General features: G+C 62.8%; 17 protein-coding genes and 1 other annotated feature. Of the genes, 6 read left to right on the top strand and 11 right to left on the bottom strand.

Features of this window, described 5'->3' with window-relative positions; all coding sequences use genetic code 11:
* Window positions 1–59: 59 nt before the first annotated feature.
* Window positions 60–986, top strand: a complete 927-nt coding sequence (locus ACB037_RS09225; RefSeq protein WP_371175239.1) for a LysR family transcriptional regulator — start codon at window positions 60–62, stop codon at window positions 984–986.
* 111 nt (window positions 987–1,097) lie between these two features.
* Here ACB037_RS09225 and ACB037_RS09220 read toward each other — a convergent pair whose 3' ends face one another.
* From ACB037_RS09220 to ACB037_RS09205, 4 genes are all read right to left on the bottom strand, one after another.
* Entirely contained in the window at window positions 1,098–1,427 is a 330-nt protein-coding gene (locus tag ACB037_RS09220; protein ID WP_005301028.1) for a YbaB/EbfC family nucleoid-associated protein, read from the bottom strand.
* Window positions 1,428–1,551: 124 nt separating this feature from the next.
* On the bottom strand, window positions 1,552–4,032 hold the full coding sequence (gene dnaX / locus ACB037_RS09215) for a DNA polymerase III subunit gamma/tau (RefSeq protein WP_371175238.1): 2,481 nt from the start codon (window positions 4,030–4,032) through the stop codon (window positions 1,552–1,554).
* 177 nt (window positions 4,033–4,209) lie between these two features.
* Window positions 4,210–4,755: an adenine phosphoribosyltransferase gene (apt, locus tag ACB037_RS09210; RefSeq protein ID WP_010674707.1), complete on the bottom strand. Its 546-nt coding sequence runs from the start codon at window positions 4,753–4,755 to the stop codon at window positions 4,210–4,212.
* A 132-nt stretch (window positions 4,756–4,887) separates the two neighbouring features.
* Complete coding sequence (locus ACB037_RS09205) at window positions 4,888–5,265, bottom strand: YbaN family protein (RefSeq protein ID WP_039039141.1); 378 nt, start codon at window positions 5,263–5,265, stop codon at window positions 4,888–4,890.
* Window positions 5,266–5,442: 177 nt separating this feature from the next.
* Here ACB037_RS09205 and dusC point away from each other — a divergent pair, with 177 nt between their 5' ends.
* From dusC to ACB037_RS09185, 4 genes are all read left to right on the top strand, one after another.
* A complete protein-coding gene (dusC, locus tag ACB037_RS09200; protein ID WP_103243143.1) occupies window positions 5,443–6,387 on the top strand; it encodes a tRNA dihydrouridine(16) synthase DusC in 945 nt (314 codons plus the stop codon).
* Window positions 6,388–6,443: 56 nt separating this feature from the next.
* Window positions 6,444–7,259, top strand: coding sequence for an AraC family ligand binding domain-containing protein (locus ACB037_RS09195; protein WP_371175237.1), 816 nt, complete (start codon window positions 6,444–6,446; stop codon window positions 7,257–7,259).
* A gap of 86 nt (window positions 7,260–7,345) precedes the next feature.
* Entirely contained in the window at window positions 7,346–8,311 is a 966-nt protein-coding gene (locus ACB037_RS09190; RefSeq protein WP_371175236.1) for a DMT family transporter, read from the top strand.
* Between the two features lie 81 nt (window positions 8,312–8,392).
* Entirely contained in the window at window positions 8,393–8,761 is a 369-nt protein-coding gene (locus tag ACB037_RS09185) for a conjugal transfer protein TraR (protein WP_316286397.1), read from the top strand.
* Window positions 8,762–8,919: 158 nt separating this feature from the next.
* On the opposite strand, the gene rnd is transcribed toward ACB037_RS09185, so the two are convergent.
* The 7 genes from rnd to ACB037_RS09150 form a co-directional block, all read right to left on the bottom strand.
* A complete protein-coding gene (rnd, locus tag ACB037_RS09180; protein WP_039039174.1) occupies window positions 8,920–10,032 on the bottom strand; it encodes a ribonuclease D in 1,113 nt (370 codons plus the stop codon).
* 98 nt (window positions 10,033–10,130) lie between these two features.
* The gene (gene fadD, locus ACB037_RS09175) at window positions 10,131–11,807 is read right to left on the bottom strand and encodes a long-chain-fatty-acid--CoA ligase FadD (RefSeq protein ID WP_139737180.1); all 1,677 of its coding nucleotides are present in this window, start codon (window positions 11,805–11,807) and stop codon (window positions 10,131–10,133) included.
* Between the two features lie 196 nt (window positions 11,808–12,003).
* Entirely contained in the window at window positions 12,004–12,855 is an 852-nt protein-coding gene (locus tag ACB037_RS09170; protein ID WP_371175235.1) for an alpha/beta fold hydrolase, read from the bottom strand.
* A gap of 9 nt (window positions 12,856–12,864) precedes the next feature.
* A complete protein-coding gene (locus tag ACB037_RS09165) occupies window positions 12,865–13,380 on the bottom strand; it encodes a Slp family lipoprotein (RefSeq protein WP_039039136.1) in 516 nt (171 codons plus the stop codon).
* Between the two features lie 49 nt (window positions 13,381–13,429).
* Window positions 13,430–14,131 carry a tRNA (adenosine(37)-N6)-threonylcarbamoyltransferase complex dimerization subunit type 1 TsaB gene (gene tsaB / locus ACB037_RS09160; RefSeq protein WP_202042492.1) on the bottom strand — a complete coding sequence of 234 codons (702 nt, stop codon included), beginning with the start codon at window positions 14,129–14,131 and terminating at the stop codon, window positions 13,430–13,432.
* 97 nt (window positions 14,132–14,228) lie between these two features.
* Window positions 14,229–16,148, bottom strand: a complete 1,920-nt coding sequence (locus tag ACB037_RS09155; RefSeq protein ID WP_371175234.1) for an ATP-dependent DNA helicase — start codon at window positions 16,146–16,148, stop codon at window positions 14,229–14,231.
* Window positions 16,149–16,209: 61 nt separating this feature from the next.
* Complete coding sequence (locus ACB037_RS09150) at window positions 16,210–16,455, bottom strand: hypothetical protein (protein ID WP_010674695.1); 246 nt, start codon at window positions 16,453–16,455, stop codon at window positions 16,210–16,212.
* A 190-nt stretch (window positions 16,456–16,645) separates the two neighbouring features.
* Window positions 16,646–16,770 (top strand) — a sequence feature (His leader region).
* Between the two features lie 28 nt (window positions 16,771–16,798).
* Here ACB037_RS09150 and hisG point away from each other — a divergent pair.
* A complete protein-coding gene (hisG, locus tag ACB037_RS09145) occupies window positions 16,799–17,695 on the top strand; it encodes an ATP phosphoribosyltransferase (RefSeq protein WP_010674694.1) in 897 nt (298 codons plus the stop codon).
* Window position 17,696 lies beyond the last annotated feature (1 nt).

Here is a 17,696-nt window from a genome sequence, read left to right as displayed (position 1 = left end):
GCTGCGTCCGGTAGACGTAAAATTTGCCATCAGCGTCCTATTTTGTGAACGATAAACCCATGCAACAGGATCTCAACGACCTCTATTTCTATGTCCAGGTGGTGGATCACGGGGGCTTTGCCCAGGCTGGCAGGGCCCTCGGCATGCCAAAATCGCGGCTCAGCCGCCGCATCGCCATGCTGGAGGAGCGACTCGGAGTGCGTCTTATCCAGCGTTCCACCCGCAGCTTCACCGTCACCGAACTCGGGCAGGCTTATTACACCCGTTGCCGGGCCATGCTGGTGGAAGCCGATGCGGCGCAGGATCTCATCGCCGCGACCCAGAGCGAGCCTTGCGGTCTGGTGCGCATCGCCTGCCCCATCGATCTGCTCCACGCTCACGTGGGACGGATGCTGGTCTCTTTCGCCCTGGCCCATCCCAGCGTCAAGGTGCAGCTCGTCGGGGTCAACCGGGCGGTGGATCTGGTCGCGGAGGGGTTGGACATGGCGCTCAGGGTGCGACCACTGCCCCTGGAGGACAGCGATCTCGCCATGCGGGTGCTGGGTTATGCGACCCAGTGTCTGGTGGCAAGCCCGGCCCTTGTCGCGTCACTCGGCATGCCCCGGGCCCCCGCAGATCTGCTGTCATGGCCGAGCCTCGGTCATGGCGCCAGCCTGGAAGGCCATCACTGGACCCTGCTGGGCCCCAATGGGGCCAGAGTCAAACAGCACCACAGCCCCCGCTTTGCCACCACCGACATGCAGACATTGCGTCAGGGGGCGATCGACGGGCTCGGGGTCGTGCAACTGCCCACCATGATGATGGATGAGCCCCTGGCCGATGGCCGGCTGGTGCGTCTGCTCCCCGACTGGGCACCGCGCCAGGAGGTGATCCACGCGGTCTTCCCCTCACGCCGCGGTCTGCTGCCTGCCATCCGCGCCCTCATCGATCATCTGGTCGAGGGCTTCTCCCCCCTGGGGCAGGCAAGTGCGCCGCCCCCGCCATGATCTGTGCATGGCCGTTCCCGGGGGTGCCGACATGCAAAAGGCCAGAGCTTGGCTCTGGCCTTTTCATTTTTCCCCTTCCCAGAGGAGGGGAAACGGATACGGGCAGTATCCTCAGAAGGGCATCTTGAAGCCCGGGGGCAGTTGCATGCCGCCGGTCAGCTCGCCCATCTTGGCCTTGTTCTGCTCTTCCACGCGGCGCACGGCATCATTGACGGCGGCGGCGACCAGATCTTCCAGCATCTCCTTGTCATCTTCCATCAGGCTGGGATCGATCTCGATACGACGCACGCTGTGGCTGCCGGCCATGGTCACCTTGACCATGCCTGCGCCCGCCTCGCCGACCACTTCCATCTGGGCCAGCTGCTCTTGCATCTTCTGCATGCGCTCTTGCATCTGTTGGGCCTGTTTCATCAGGTTACCCATTCCACCTTTACCAAACATAGATCGTCTCTCGTCTTGAAATCCGGCATCAAGCGCCGGGCTGTGGGTTCATCTGCCCTAAATGGGGGCAGCCAAAGGTCTTTTCAACCGGGGACAAACCCCGGCACGGTTTTTTCACCGCAACTCAGCGACTCAGGGGTTCGATGCTCTCGGGATGAAGCACGGCGCCGAAACGCTGCTGCAAGAATTGTACGTTGGGATCCGCCGCCAGATCCCGGCTCACCTGTTCACGCACCCCGAGATAGAGACGGTGCTCTATCTCGAGCGGCGTCTCCCGCGCGGGATCCGAGCCCAGGGTCACATCGATGTGAACCGGGCCGCCCAGCTCGGGACTGATGATCTCGGCCAGATCGGCGCGGGCCTTGTCGCTCACCAGATGGCGCTGCTCGGGTTTGAGCAGCAGGGAGACCCGATTGCCTTCCCGGGTCATCACCGCGTTGATGGCCAGTTGACGCAGCCGACCACCCACCCCGGTGCGGGCGATGAGCTCGGCCCAGGCGTCCCCGCAATTGACCAACAAGGACGAGGGGATCAGACGGGCGACCTCCCCCTCCTCCTCGGGTTGTTCGTCGCTCTCCAGCGCATCCCAGTCGATGGTCTCCATCAACGCAATGGCGGGCTGAGGCTCGCTGGCGACCACTGGAGGCGCGGCAGGCACCATAGCGACAACCGCAGGTGCCGCCGCATCCGCGCTGCCGGCGTCAGCGCCCAGATCCCAGGGCGGCAGATCTTCCTGCGAAGGAGATGCCATGGTGGCGGGAGCTGGCTGGGCGGAAGTCACTGCCCGCGTGGGCAACGGGGCACTGGCAAACCCCTCGTCAAAACCCTGATTCAGATATTCTTCGTAGTCACTGGCTCCCTCTTCATAGGCATCCAGAGGGGGCAGGTCGTCATACCCCGTTTGCATGGCAGATCCCTGCCCCGGCATCTCGGGCCGCGCCGCTGGTTGCACCTCGGCCTGGGGCGAAGTCGCGACGGCAGGCATCGCAGGGGCCGGTTTGGTCGCGGCCACCGGTTTGGCGGGGGTGATCCGGGCAGGCGCGGCGTTTGCACTCTGCTCGCCACGCAAGCGGCTTCGCAGCAGATTGCGCTTGCCAAGCAGGCTCTGCATGCTGGATGTCGAAGAGATGGCGACGTCTTCCCCTTGACCCTCAACCTGCTGCGTCTGCCCGGCGTCATCCGCCGCCAACGGCCCAGAGGCAGGCTCTGCAGGCGGACTGGCGGACACCACGGCCTCGTAACCCATCCGTTCGGCCTCACGCAGCAGCTCATCCTGCTCGGCAAAGAGCGGATCCAGCACTGCGCCCTCCTCCACCTTGGGTGCGGGGGCGACGTGCTCGGCCTCAAGGACCGATGCTGGCGCGGCGGGAGCCTGTGGTGCTGCGCTGGCAGCCGGGGCCGACTCAGCCCCCTGGGGCTTTCCCGGCAGGAGCGGCGCGCTTTCCCTCGCTGCCGCCATCACGCCGGAGTGCCCTGTCATGAGAGGTTGGGCCGCCAGGTTGGCGGGATGGACCACCTCGCGCCGGGGAGAGAAGGCCAGCATCCGCAGACAGGTCATCTCCAGTGCGGTGCGCCCGTCAGGGGCCCAGGGCAGATCCTTGCGCCCCCCCAGCACGATTTGATAGCAGAGCTGCACCTCTTCCGGGCTCATGGCTCCGGCGAGCTGCAGCAAGGCATCGGCATCCGCCCCCTGCTCCTGCACGCTCGCAGGCAGCAGTTGCGCCATGGCCACCCGATGGAGCAAGGCTTCCAGCTCGGCGTGAAGCTGGTCGAAATCCGGCCCCAGGGTAGCAATCTCGGTGATCTTGGCCATGGTGGCCGGGGCATCCTGGCGCAGCACTGCCTCCAGCAACTGGTGCAGGTGGTGATGATCGAGGGTCCCCAGCATGGCGAGCACGCTCTCCAGGCGCACGCTGCCGTTGCCGTGGGCCAACGCCTGATCGGTGAGGCTCAGGGCATCGCGCATGCTGCCGTCGGCCGCCTTGGCCAGGGCCAGCAGGGCGCGAGGCTCGAAGGGTTGACCCTCCTGGTCCAGTACCCATTCGAGCTGCCTGGCGATCTGGGTCTGATCCAGGCTCTTGAGATGAAACTGCAGGCAGCGCGACAGTATGGTGATGGGGAGCTTCTGCGGATCCGTGGTGGCCAGCAGGAATTTCACATAGGGGGGCGGCTCTTCCAGGGTTTTGAGCAGCGCATTGAAGCTGTGGCGCGACAGCATGTGCACTTCATCGATGAGGTACACCTTGAAACGACCACGGGCCGGACGGTACTGCACGTTGTCGAGCAGCTCTCGGGTGTCTTCCACCTTGGTGCGGGACGCCGCATCGATTTCCAGCAGATCGACGAAATTACCCTGATCGATCTCGCGGCAGGTATCGCACACACCGCACGGATGGCTGCTGATCCCCTGCTCGCAGTTGAGGCTCTTGGCCAGAATGCGGGCGATGGTGGTTTTGCCCACGCCGCGGGTCCCGCTCAGCAGGTAGGCATGGTGAAGCCGCCCCTGATCCAGGGCATTGGTCAGGGCCGTCAGCACATGTTGCTGGCCGACCACTTGTTCAAACGTATGGGGGCGCCATTTGCGCGCCAAAACCTGATAGCTCATAGATCTCGATGCTGGGAAACGAGGCATTGAGGCTGGATGCTAACACAAATGGAGGGCTGGCTGTATGGGGGATGCGCCGCCTTGGGAGGGATCGCTTGAATTTCAAACCGGTGCCCGTTCAGGCACCGGTTTGCGGCAGAAAGCAGGGTGACGAGGCCTGCCGCGCGAAGGGGCGATTTACGCCCCCGCGAGTTCCACCAGAGAGACCACCTTGACGCCGGCGGCGGTCAGGCGGGCATCACCGCCCAGGGACGGCAGGGAGATGATGAAGGCGGCATCCGCTACCTCACCGCCGGCGCGGCGGATGAGCTTGACGGTGGCATCGACGGTGCCGCCGGTGGCCAGCAGATCGTCCACCACCAGCACCTTGTCACCGGGCACGATGGCATCGGTGTGCAGTTGCAGGGTGTCGGTGCCGTACTCCAGGGCGTAGGACTCCTCGATGACGGCGCGGGGCAGCTTGCCCGGCTTGCGCACCGGCACGAACCCCAGCCCCATGGCGTAGGCAACCGGGGCGCCGAAGATGAAGCCACGGGCCTCGGTGCCGACAATCTTGGTGATGCCTTGATCACGGTAATGATCGGCCAGCAGATCGATGGTGGCCTTGAAGGCCTCGGCATTCTCGATCAGGCTGGTGATGTCGCGAAACAGAATGCCCGGCTTCGGATAGTCGGGAATGGTCTTGATGCTCGCTTCGATAAACTTCAGGGTTTCCGGATTCATTATTTGACCGCTTATTTTTTGAGCCCTGCCATGGCGGCGCACGGGGTCTCCGCCTGGGGGCAATAAAAAGGCCCGTCACGCAAAAATGACGAGCCAACTCCATAGCATTATTGCCGCGATAGCTTAGGGATTTCACTTCTTCATTGCAACCGGCTCCAGCACCGGCAGACGCATCAACCAGGTGAGCAGGATCACCATTATGACAACCAGCAGCCACCTCACCCAGGGCAACGGCACCACCAACAACGATACCGAGAACGAGATCAGGATGAAGATGATGGCGCGGCGTCTCGCGTGACGGCGAATGCCGCGATACTGCTGCCAGTCGAGGATGGGGGGGCCAAACCAGGGATGCGCCAGCAACCAGCCATGAAAGCGGGGGGAGGAGCGTGCAAACAGCGCCGCCGCCAGCAACATGAAAGGAGTAGTCGGCAGCAGGGGCAGGACTATCCCGACTATCCCGGTGGCGAAGGCAAGCCAGCCCAGGGCCATCAGACACCAGCGTTTCATGGGTACTCCTCTGCATGTATCTCTGCATTTAGCCTAACAGAGTTGGCCCGGAAGCTGACAGCCTGGCCCAGTCGGCGGCCGTCGATTGGGGTCATCGAGTGGGCAGACGGCTGACAATCCCGGCCATTGCCACTACAATCTGCGCTCTTTTTTCTCCCCTTGTCTTCGGAAGCAGCTATGCGCGTTATTTTGGCCCCCATGCAGGGGGTGCTGGATCACCTGATGCGGGAGGTCCTCACCTCCGTCAATGATTACGACCTCTGCGTCAGTGAATTCATCCGGGTGGTCGATCAACTGCTGCCCGCCAAGGTCTTCCATCGCCTCTGCCCCGAGCTGAAACAGGATGGCAAGACCCGTGCAGGGACCCCGGTACGGGTGCAACTGCTGGGACAACATCCGGAGTGGCTGGCAGAAAATGCCATACGGGCCATCGAGCTCGGCTCTCCCGGGGTCGATCTCAACTTCGGCTGCCCTGCCCCCACGGTCAACAAGAGCAAGGGGGGCGCCGTGCTGCTCAAGGAACCCGAGACCGTCTATCGCATCGTCAAGGCGGTGCGGGAGGCCGTGCCTGCCCACCTGCCGGTGAGCGCCAAGATCCGCCTGGGATACGATGACAAGGATCTCTATCTGGACAACGCCCAGGCCGTCTATCAGGGGGGGGCCAACGAGCTGGCGGTGCATGCCCGCACCAAGCGCGAAGGCTACAAGGCGCCGGCCCACTGGGAGTACGTGGACGCCATCCGCCGCGCCCTGCCCATCCCCGTCACCGCCAACGGCGAGATCTGGAACCATGCCGATGCCCTGACCTGTGCCCGGGTGTCCGGTTGCGATGCCCTCATGGTGGGCCGGGGCGCCATCTCCCTGCCCAACCTGGCCAACGTGATGAAGACGGGGTGTGCCCACATGAGCTGGGCCGAGGTACTGCAACTGATGGTGACCTACACCGAGCAGGATCTGGCGAGCGACAAGGCCGACTACTACCCGAGTCGCATCAAGCAGTGGTTCTCCTACATAGTGCGGGAATACCCCCAGGCCGACGAGCTGTTTCGTCGCATCCGCACCATCAAGACCGCAGAGGAGATCCGCACCGCCCTCGAGCGCGAGTGCGCCTCACAGGCCTAGACTTGGCCGCCGCCCCGCGGCGCCCTATGATGAAGGCTCATTGACAGGAGGTCAGGATGCAAGGAGTGCCGGTCAACTTTACCCATCAGCACGACAGGGCCGATTTTCGCGCCCTGCCTGGGCAGCCGGCGACCGAGCTCTATCGCGCCCACATCCAGCACCACATCTTCGATCCCCATAGTCACGAGGGGTTTGGCCTCGGTGTCATCGAGTGCGGTGCCGAGCGCTTTCGCTATCGCGGCAGCCAGCTCCTGGCCGGTCCCGGCAGCCTGGTGCTGATGAACCCCGATGAGCTGCACACGGGCGAGTCAGCCTGCGAGCAGGGGTGGCGCTATCGCATGCTCTACCTGCCCGCCGACCGGCTCGAGGCCATCAGCGGCGAGCGCGACTGGTATTTCACCGATGCCGTGCGAAGCGATCCGCGCACTGCCCCCGTCCTGCAGGCAGCCCTGGATGCCCTCTGGCACTGTGACAGCGAGCTCGCCGCCGACGGCCTGCTGCTAAGGGTGTGCGAGACCCTGCGCCCCCATGCCCGGGCCCTGGCGGCCCCGCGCGAAGCGGCCCACCCTCTGGGCCGCGCCATCGACTATATGCAGGCCTGTTTCGCCCGCCCCATTACCCTGGCCGAGCTGGCCGGTTCGGTGAACCTCAGCCCCTACCACTTCCAGCGCAGCTTCAAGGCCCGCTTTCACGTCACCCCCCAGCAGATGTTGATGGCCATCCGCCTGCAGCGCGCCAAGGGGTGGCTGGCTGCCGGCCTGCCCGCGGCCGAGGTCGCCGCCGCCTGTGGTCTGGCCGATCAGTCCCACCTCAACCGTGCCTTCCTGCGCCGCTATGGCACCACCCCGGTCCGCTACCAGAAACAGGTGTAGGCTGGCCGCTAAAGCGCAATCTGGTTCAATACGCCCCCCTTCCCCCCTGCTAGGCTGGCCTCCTTCTTCTTTACCGGATATGAAACATGTTGATCGGAGTCCTGTTTGCCCTGCTGGCCGGCCTGATGTGGGGGCTCATCTTCGTCGCCCCCCTCTTGGTGGACGGCTATCCCCCCGCCCTGCTCGCGAGCGGCCGCTACCTCGCCTTCGGCCTCATCGTACTGCCGCTCGCCTGGCAGGCCCGCAAACACCTGGCGGGCCTCTCGGCCAGCGACTGGCGAGAGGCCCTCGCCCTCACTCTGGTGGGTAACCTCCTCTACTACTTCTGCCTGTCGGGGGCCATCTTGCGCATCGGCTCGCCCCTGGCGGCCATGTTTATCGGCACCCTGCCGGCGGTGACGGCCCTGGCCGCCAACCGCCTCTATGGCGCACGGGACGGTCGCCTCTCCCGCACCCGGCTCTACCCGTCCCTGGTGCTGATGGGGGCCGGCCTTTATCTGGTCAACAGCGCCGAGCTGACCTGGCACACCGAGGCGCGCACCGAACAACTGCTTGGGCTCGCCCTGGCGGTGGGCGCCGTGCTGTGCTGGACCTGGTATCCCCTGCGCAACGCCCGCTGGCTGCGCGAGCACCCGGGCCGCAGTCCGGCCGTCTGGGCCACCGCCCAGGGGCTGGTGACCCTGCCGGTGGCGCTCATTGCCTATCTCGGCAGTCTCGGCCATCTTGCCCTGAGCGCACCGGACTTTCCCCTGCCCTTCGGGCCGACGCCCCTGCGCTTCGTGCTGCTGATGGGGGCGGTGGGGCTCTTCTGCTCCTGGCTCGGCACCCTGTGCTGGAACGAGGCGAGCCTGCGCCTGCCGACCGCGCTGGTCGGGCCGCTCATCGTGTTCGAGACTCTGGCGGGGCTCTTGTACGCTTTTATGCTGCGCGGGATCATGCCCCCCATGAGTACCCTGGTAGGTGTCGTCTGTCTGGTGGCGGGGGTGCTCTACGTCATCACCGGCAAGCCGCAGCACCTGCCGGAAAAACCTGCCAAAGCACGGTTAACTTGACTCATGTCATCTTGATAAACCGCGGGTTTCCCTATACTGGCCGAGTTTTATCACTCGTTTTTGGGGGCTGCTGTGTGTGAAGTGACGCAAGCCCGGTTGGCCGAATGGCATCAGCGCCTTCTGACCGACTGGGCGCAAACAAGAGAGGAGCTGATCCGTCAGCTCAAGGCCTGTCGACAAGATGACTGGGCACAGAAGGTGGAGCGCTGCGAGCGGGATCAACTGGTTGATCTGACCAGCCGTCTCGATCTGCCCGGGGTGGAACACTGCGTGGCACGCCTCAAGCGGCTCGACGCGGCGCTCTGCCAGATGGATCTGGGGCTCTATGGCTTCTGCTCCGATTGTGAGGAGCCGCTGCTCCCTGAACAGCTGGAACAGGATCCGACCCTGCAACGCTGCCCGCGCTGCGAGGCCCGCTACCGCAAGGGATTCCACGCTCACGAACTCTGATGGGGGCACCCTTTGTGCCCGCCATTTTCCTCCTCCACCCCTTCTCGCTTCCCATCATGACCAACCCCCTGGCGCGACGATCCCGGCAACCCCTGGGGGCAGCCGCACAGGCATGAAAAAGGGGAGTCATGGACTCCCCTTCTCGTACTGCGTACTCGTCACTGGGCCAGCAGGTGGCCTACCAGCTCATGACGCCACCCTTGCAGCAGCATGGGCTTGTCCGCCCTGGCCCGCTCCTCGGCACTCATGCGCCAGCTCCAGGTGAAGTACTGGTGGATGATCTTCTTGCTCGCCACCAGCTCCGGTGGAATGTTGCTGGCCTTGGCCTTCTCCTCCACCATGGCCTTGATGCGCTTGAGCTCGGCCTTGTACTGGGGGAAGTCCACCAGACGGCGGATGGGATCGGGCCAGCTAGCAGGGTCGCTCTGCTGGGCGGCGGCGACGATGTCCAGCATCCGCTTGCCGTGGATCTTGATCTCGATGGGCGAGAGGCCCAGCTCGTTGAGATCCCGAAGGGAAGCGGGACGACGCTCCGCCACCTTGAACAGGTGCAGCTCTTTCACCACGAAGTTGAGGGCGAGATCCCGGCGTACCGCTTCCTGCTGGCGCCAGGCGGCCAGCTCGCGCAGGATGGCCAGCTCACGGCGACCCAGTTGCCAGGCGTTGACGATCTCGAGGTAGGCCTGACGGGGATCGCTGCCCTGGGTCTTGCGGGCGGAGTGGTTCTGGCACTCCTGCTCGAACCAGGGGAACTTGCCGCTCTCGCGCAGTCTGGCCATCACCTTCTCGTAGAGGGGCATGAGGTAGAAGACATCCGCCGCGGCATATTCCAGCTGACGAGGGGTAAGGGGGCGCGCCAGCCAGTCGGTACGGGCCTGATCCTTCTCAAGCTCGACCCCGAGGAATTCGTTGACCAGGGCGCCAAACCCCACCGACACGCCATGACCCAGGAAGGCTGCCGCCAGCTGGGTATCGTGCATCTGGTTGGGCAGGTGACCCGCCTGATGCTGGATAAGTTCCAGATCCTCACCGGAGGCGTGCAGGATGGCAATCTGTCCGGCCCGACCGAGGCGCTGCCACAAACCGGAGAGATCCAGGGTCAGGGGATCGAGCAGGGCAAGCTGCTTGCCATCGTAGATCTGGAACAGACCGAGCTGGGGATAGTAGGTACGGGTGCGAACGAATTCGGTATCGATGGCCAGAGGAACGTCGGCCAGAGAAGCGAGATACTGATCCAGTTCGGCTTGCTGTGAAATGAGTTGATATTGCATCGTTGCCTGCACGTTGGTCGGATCCAGAAAGAAAAAACCGTGGATGTCCCACGGTTTTGCATAACGACAGCGCTGGACTGCAAAGCAGTGCATGCCGGTTACTGCTTGGCAATCTCCTCGTCGCGCAGTACGCGGCGCAGGATCTTGCCCACGTTGGTCTTGGGAAGTTCGTCGCGAAATTCTACCAGTTTCGGCACCTTATAGGCAGTCAGATGTTTGCGGCAGTGGGCAATTATCTCCTCTTCCGCCAGCTTTGCATCTTTCTTGACCACGAAGATCTTCACCTGCTCGCCGGACACCGGGTTGGGTACGCCGACGGCGGCTACCTCCAGCACCTTGGGATGCAGGGCCACCACGTCTTCTATCTCGTTCGGGTAGACGTTGAAGCCGGAGACCAGGATCATGTCCTTCTTGCGATCGACGATCTTGAAGAAGCCCTGCTCGTCGCATACCGCGATGTCGCCGGTGCAGAGCCAGCCATCCTGCATCACCTCGGCGGTCGCCTCCGGGCGCTGCCAGTAGCCGGTCATCACCTGAGGACCGCGCACCTGCATCTCGCCGGGGGCACCCCGTTCGGTGACCTGGTTCCCCTCGTCATCCACCAGACGGATCTCGGTGGAGCAGACCGGCAGGCCGATGGAGCCGTTGTAATCCACCAGATCATAGGGGCAGACGCTCACCAGGGGCGAGCACTCGGTCAGGCCATAGCCCTCCAGCAGCGGGGTGCCGGTCAGCCCCTTCCACTGCTCGGCCACCGCCCGTTGCACCGCCATGCCGCCACCGATGGTGAGCTTGAGCTTGGCAAAATCCATGCTCTTGAAGTCGTCGTTGTTGACCAGGGCGTTGAACAGGGTGTTCACCCCGGTGATGCAGGTGAAAGGATACTTTTTGATCTCTTTGACAAAACCCGGAATGTCGCGGGGGTTGCTGATGAGCAGGTTGTAGCCCCCCAGACGCATGAACAGCAGGCAGTTCACCGTCAGGGCGAAGACGTGATAGAGCGGCAGCGCCGTGACCACGAACTCCTTGCCGCGCTCCAGCACGGGGCCATAGACACCGAGGCACTGCTCGACGTTGGCGATCATGTTGCGATGAGTCAGCATGGCCCCCTTGGAGAGGCCGGTGGTCCCGCCGGTGTATTGCAGGAAGGCGATGTCCTGGTTGCTGATCTCGGGTTTGATGTACTGCAGGTAGCGCCCCTTGGCGAGGGCCTGGCGCATGGTGCTGGCATGGGGCAGGTTGTACTTGGGCACCAGCTTCTTGACGTATTTGACCACGAAGTTGACCAAGGTCCCCTTGGCCAGCCCCAGGTTGTCCCCCATCCGGGTCAGGATCACGTGCTTGACCGGGGTGTCATACACCACTTTTTCCAGGGTGTGGGCAAAGTTGGAGACGATGACGATGGCCTTGGCGCCGGAGTCTTTCAACTGATGCTCCAGCTCGCGCGGGGTATAGAGGGGGTTGACGTTCACCACCGTCATGCCGGCCCGCAGGATGCCGAATACCGCGATGGGGTATTGCAGCAGGTTCGGCATCATCACGGCCACCCTGTCCCCCTTGCCGAGCTTCAGCTCGTTTTGCAGGTAGGCGGCGAAGGCTCGGGACTGCTCCTCCAGCCGACGGTAGGTAATGGTCTGCCCCATGTTGACGAAGGCGGGTTGATCGGCGAACTGGTTCACCGACTCTTCAAACATCTCGACCAGAGAGCCGTATTGGTCTGGATTGATCTCGGCGGGCACCCCTTCTGGATAACGCTTCAGCCAGACTCTTTCCACGAACTTCTCCTGCATAACTCGCACCTGTGCGCTCACTGTGTTGCCTCCGTCCCTGTCACATCCATTTCAATCAGTTGTTTTAAGTTCATGCTCTAATGCCGCACATATTTACATAAGGCAACATCAATTAACAGTGAATTAACAACGGGAAATGTGAGGGAGAAAGCAAACCTGACATGATTCAAAGCCGCCGATCTTACCGGATTTGAGCGAAGTTTTCGATATAAACGGCGGTTTCTGATGAATTTTCCATATGAAAATGATGGCCTCCTGCCACTGTCACCCGTTCAATGTGGCCAAAGGCCGCCTCCCGCAACTGCCACTGTGCCAGGAGCCCGGGGAAGCCCTGCTCTCCCCGGATAAAGAGCACCGGACAGGCGATGGCCCGGATCAGGGCCTGGGCCTGCCCCTCGCTCATGCGCAGGGGCGAGAGATCGCGAAGACGGGGATCACTGCGCCAATACCAGCGCCCTGCCCGCGCCTCCAGTTGCCGCTCGCAGATAAGGCGTGCCGCACTCGGGGGGATGTCCGCCACCTTGCAGCGGGCTGCCACCGCCTCCTCGAGGGTGGCAAATCCACTGGTTGCACGCTCACGGGTACGAGTGCGGTTGAGGATGGCGCGGCGCAGCTGCCCCGGTACCTCCTCGTCGGGCTGGCTCAAGGGGCCGAGCCCCTCCAGCAGAATGAGTCGCTCGATTTGCTCGGGAAAAACGCCGGCATAGGCAGAGGCAATCAGCGCCCCCAGGGAGTGACCAAGCAGGATGAAACGCTGCCAGCCCGCGGCCTGGGTGATCTGGTAGAGATCATCAAGCCAGTCCACGAAGACATAGGGAGTCGACTTGTGATCGGAGTGACCATGGCCCGGCAGCTCGACGCAGACCAGATGAAACGCCCCCAGCCAGGGGGCCAGAGGCAAAAAGCTGGCGCCGTTGTCGAGCCAGCCATGGAGGGCCACCAGCAGCGGTCTGCCCTCCTGACCATTGTCCAGCAGGGCGATGTGCCGCCCGTCCGCCAGGCACAGCCTGCGCTCCTGCAATGTCGCCGTCATCCGGGCTCCTCAGCGGCGCAGGGGCCGTCTGGGCCAGAAGGGATCATAGAAAGGATCGTAAAAGTAGGGATCCATGTAGCGGATCTCCACCTCCTTCACCGGTGGCCACAGCTTGCTCCCCGTCACCTTGAGTACCGAGAAGCGATACTTGTGCTCGCCAATCTGGCTGTCCACCGGCTTGTCGAGGGTGCCGAGCACCGTCAGGCTGCGACCCTTGGCATAGAGGGTCGGGTCGACAAACCCTTGCATGATGGCGAGAAAACGACCGGGGCTCTGCTCGGTCTGCTCCGGCACCCCGTTGGACTTGAGGGGCAGATAGACCACCTCGATGACACTCTGATCCGCCTTGTTGTGGACCGCCGAGATGACACCGCTCCAGCGGGCCGGCTTGCCTTCCATCCCCTGCAGGGCGGGTTGATAGGCAACCAGCTGATCCGCAGGCTCATAGGCAAGCTCTTTGGGCACCGTGCTGCAACCACCCAGCAGCAGCCCCACCAATCCCAGCATGATCACGGATTTTCTCATTCGTCTCTCCATCATCGTCCGATAAAGCAGCCCGGGCAGCTGTTGCCGCCTATTCGCGACCCGGCAGTTTCTTCCAGGTCACCTTGTCACGGAGATAGACAGGGGTGGCTTGCTCAACTGGCACCGCCTCACCCGCAAACCAGGCCTGGCGTGCCAGAGGCAGCATGTCGGCGGCCGCCGGGAAACGCACCTGGCTTGGCATCAGCACATCTGCCAGGCCGCACAGGGTCTCGCCATAGGTTTCAAAACCGGTGCCAACGCAGCTCACCGCGCCAGTCAGCTTGTCACGGGCCTGCACCAGTGCGGCTGGTTCGCTCACCACCTCCTCGCCCACCAGCGTCATCACCCCGTCCACCAAGGCGTAGTGGCCGAAATAGACCTCGTCCATGCGCGCATCGATGGCGGCAAGCACCTGCTCGGCCCCTTCCAGCTTATGGGCCCCCTGGGCCATGGCTGCCAGGGTGGAGACACCGATCATCGGCACGCCGGCACCAAAGGCGAGCCCCTGGGCCACGCTGATCCCGATCCGTACCCCGGTGAAGGAGCCAGGCCCACGACCGAAGGCGATGGCGTCGAGCTCATCCAACGATAGACCGGCTTCATCCAACAGAGCCTGAACCATGGGCAGGATCTTGCGGGTATGGTCACGGGGCGCCTCTTCCCAGCGGGAAAAGAGGGTATCGCCCACCAAGAGGGCTGCGGAGCAGGCTTCGGTGGCGGTATCCACGGCCAGGATCTTCAACTCATCCATTCTTTTTATTCTCTTCACATCAGTCAGTTAAATCGTCAGCATGGCCAAGGCCTGCCGTCATGCATGGCCGGGGGCAATCAGCCCCGGCGCGGCGGACTCACTCTCGTGGTCCGAAAAATTCTCCCAGGGTCGCCAGCTCCCGGGTCCGTGGAATGGCAGGCAGGCTCTTGATGAAGGTGGCGCCATAGGGCTTGTTGACCACCCGAGGATCACAAATAACCAGTACGCCGTGATCACTGCGATCACGGATGAGCCGCCCCACCCCCTGCTTGAGGGCAATCACCGCCTTGGGCAACTGCAGCTCGGCAAAGGGATCCCCCCCCTTGAGCTTGCAATCCTCCACCCGTGCCTTGAGCTGGGGATCGTCCGGGCTCGCAAAAGGCAGCTTGTCGATGATAACACAGGACAATGCCGCCCCCCGCACGTCTATCCCCTCCCAGAAACTGCTGGTGGCCACCAGCACGGCCCGACCGTTCTCCACGAAGGTCTTGAGCAGCCGCTGCTTGTTGTCTTCCCCTTGCAGCAGGACGGTGCGGCCGATTTCCCGGCGCAGCACCTCGGCCACCTGGCGCATCACCTGATGGCTGGTGCAGAGGAAGAAGCACCCCCCCGGCGTCTTGTTGATGAGGGGGATCATCAGGGTCGCCAGCGGCTCCCCGCGCCCGAAGGCATTGGGCTCTGGCAGGAAACGGGGTACGCACAGGCGCGCCTGCTCGGCGTAATCGAACGGACTGTCGAGAATGAGTTCGGCGCTGCCGGCCAGCCCCATCTCGGCGACGAAGTGGGCGAAGCGATTGTCCACCGTCAAGGTGGCCGAGGTGAAGACCCAGGCCACCTCGGGGCGCTGCACCTCGGCACCAAAGCGCTCGGCGACCGACAGCGGCGTCAGATTGAGGGTAAAGTGCAGACGCGAACAGTCATACCAGTAGGAGAAACCGGTCTGATTGATCGCCAGCACCTCCCCAAGGCGAGTACGCAGCTCGCTGATGCGCTCGAAACAGTGATCCAGCTGCTCCCCTCGCCCGAGCGCCAGTTTCAGCACTTCATAACAGAGCCCGATGGCATCGTTGAGACGGGCCAGCGCCTGGGCCCAGAGGGATTGTCTCAGCAGATCCCGGGTGTTGCCGCGCCCCCCCTCCACGCCGAAGGCAAGGCGCAGATCCTGACTGGCAATGGCGAGCCTGTCCGCCGCCTTGCCAAGCTGGGCCATGTCATGAGCCTCTGCCCGGTAGGCGAGCTGGATATCCTGCGCCAAATCCTGGATGGTGCGGCTGCCCACGGACTTGCCGAAGTAGTGGCTGGCGATCTCGGGCAGCTGGTGCGCCTCGTCGAAGACATAGACCTGCGCCTCGGGCACCAGCTCGCCAAAGCCGGTGTCTTTGACCGCCATGTCGGCGAAAAAGAGGTGGTGGTTGATCACCACCACCTGGGCGTCCATGGCACGGCGCCGGGCGATGACCAGGTGACAATCATCGTAATAGGGGCAGTCACGACCCAGGCAGTTGTCGTTGGTGCTGGTGACGTGGGCAAGGATCTCGGCGTTCTCCTGTAGCCCCGGGATATCCCCCACATCGCCGTTGTCGGTGGCGGTCGACCAGGATTTGACCTTCACGAGATCGCTCAGGATCTCGGGCTTTTGCAGATGGGATTCACTCAACAGCCGGTTCATCCGCTCGATGCAGAGGTAATTGCTGCGCCCCTTGAGCAGTGCCACCGGCGGGGTGTAGTGAAGCGCCCCCGTGATGGTGGGCAGATCCCGATAAAAGAGCTGCTCCTGCAGATTCTTGGACCCGGTGCTGATCACCACCCGCTTGCCGGATTCCAGCGCAGGCACCAGATAGGCATAGGTTTTGCCAGTGCCCGTTCCAGCCTCCACCAGCAAGCGGCCACCTTGCTTGATGGCGCGCGACACCGCCTCGGCCATCTCCAGTTGCGGGGCACGGGCCTTGAAGCCGTCAATATGGCGGGCCAGGGGGCCGTCTGGCTTGAACAGGGTCTGGATGATGGTCAAAGGCATGTCCCGCTGCAAAAGCGGGCATTATGCCAAAAGCGCGGAAAAAGCGGGACTGATAATGCGTTCAGACGAAGAGATCAATCCGATGGTCCGGATCCGGTTTGTGATCATCATCCTGCACCGCTGGTTGATCAGGCTTTGGCGGCTGCTCCCTCTGCTGGTGATGCTGGCCACCGCCGCCATTGTCGGTGCCTATCTTGCGCAGCTGATGTTTCTGGCTGATCTGGGTCACCTCCCGCTTGATGTCATCCGGGCTCGGTGTCGAGGGTGCGCGGGGCAGGATGGGAAATAACAGGTCCTGGCTGGGCATGATGTCGCCTCCTTTGGCATCTCATTGTCTAGTTATCGACCAGAAAACCGTTTTCTCAACTTTAATCGTCCGGATCACATTTTTCGGTTGCTTTTTCTGTCAAGGCAGGTAGTTTAAACCGGGCGTCAACAACGGCATCTGATTTGTAAAGGATTGATTACATCATGAAGTTCACCAACCTGAAGACTCATCATCACCATCATCATCCCGAATAGTCTTTCAGGAGGTTGACTGCTGGAAGACACTTAACTGGTGACTTCCAAAAGGACCGCAAGATTCATGAACCCTCGGAAGCACATACTTCCGAGGGTTTTTTCGTTTTTGACTAGAAGGAAATCGAGCAATGGAAACACAACGTCTGCGCATCGCCATGCAAAAATCCGGTCGTCTGAGCCAGGATTCCCAGGCCCTCTTCAAGAGCTGCGGCCTCAAGATCAACCTGCGGGAACAGCGCCTCATCGCCCATGTCGAGAACATGCCCATCGACATTCTGCGAGTGCGTGATGACGACATCCCGGGCCTGGTGATGGAAGGGGTGGTCGATCTTGGCATCATCGGCGAGAACGTTCTCGAAGAGGTGCAGCTCATCCGCGCAGCCCAGGGGCAGCCCTTTGCGGTGAAGACCCTCAAGCAGCTCGACTTCGGCGGCTGCCGCCTCTCTCTGGCGGTGCCGGACGATGTCAACTACACAGGACCCGAGAGCCTGGCCGGCAAGCGCATCGCCACCTCCTACCCCGGTCTGCTCAAGCGCTTCTTCGACGAGAAGGGCCTGGGCTTCAAGAGCGTGATGCTGGGTGGCTCGGTGGAAGTGGCCCCCCGCGCGGGTCTGGCCGATGCCATCTGCGATCTGGTCTCCACCGGCGCGACCCTGGAAGCCAACGGCCTGAAAGAGGTCGAGGTGATCTACCGCTCCAAGGCCGTCCTAGTGCAGGCTCCCAACCCCCTGAACGATGCCAAGCAGAAACTCATCGACAAGCTGCTGCCCCGCATCCAGGGGATGCAGCAGGCGCGCGAAAGCAAATACATCATGCTGCACGCCCCCAAAGACAAGCTCGATGCCATCACCGATCTGCTGCCGGGGGCGGAGCGTCCCACCATCATGCAGCTCGCCGGTGACACCAACCAGGTGGCCCTGCACGTCGTCTCCAGCGAAACCCTGTTCTGGGAGACCATGGAACAGCTCAAGGCCCTGGGTGCCAGCTCCATCCTGGTGCTGCCCATTGAAAAGATGATGGAATAAG

It is taken from the genome of Aeromonas sp. S19(2024) (genome assembly GCF_041402625.1).
Classification (GTDB): Bacteria; Pseudomonadota; Gammaproteobacteria; order Enterobacterales; family Aeromonadaceae; genus Aeromonas; species Aeromonas caviae.
Note: the sequence above shows the minus strand (reverse complement) of the source record. Positions and strands in the feature narration are given on the sequence as shown.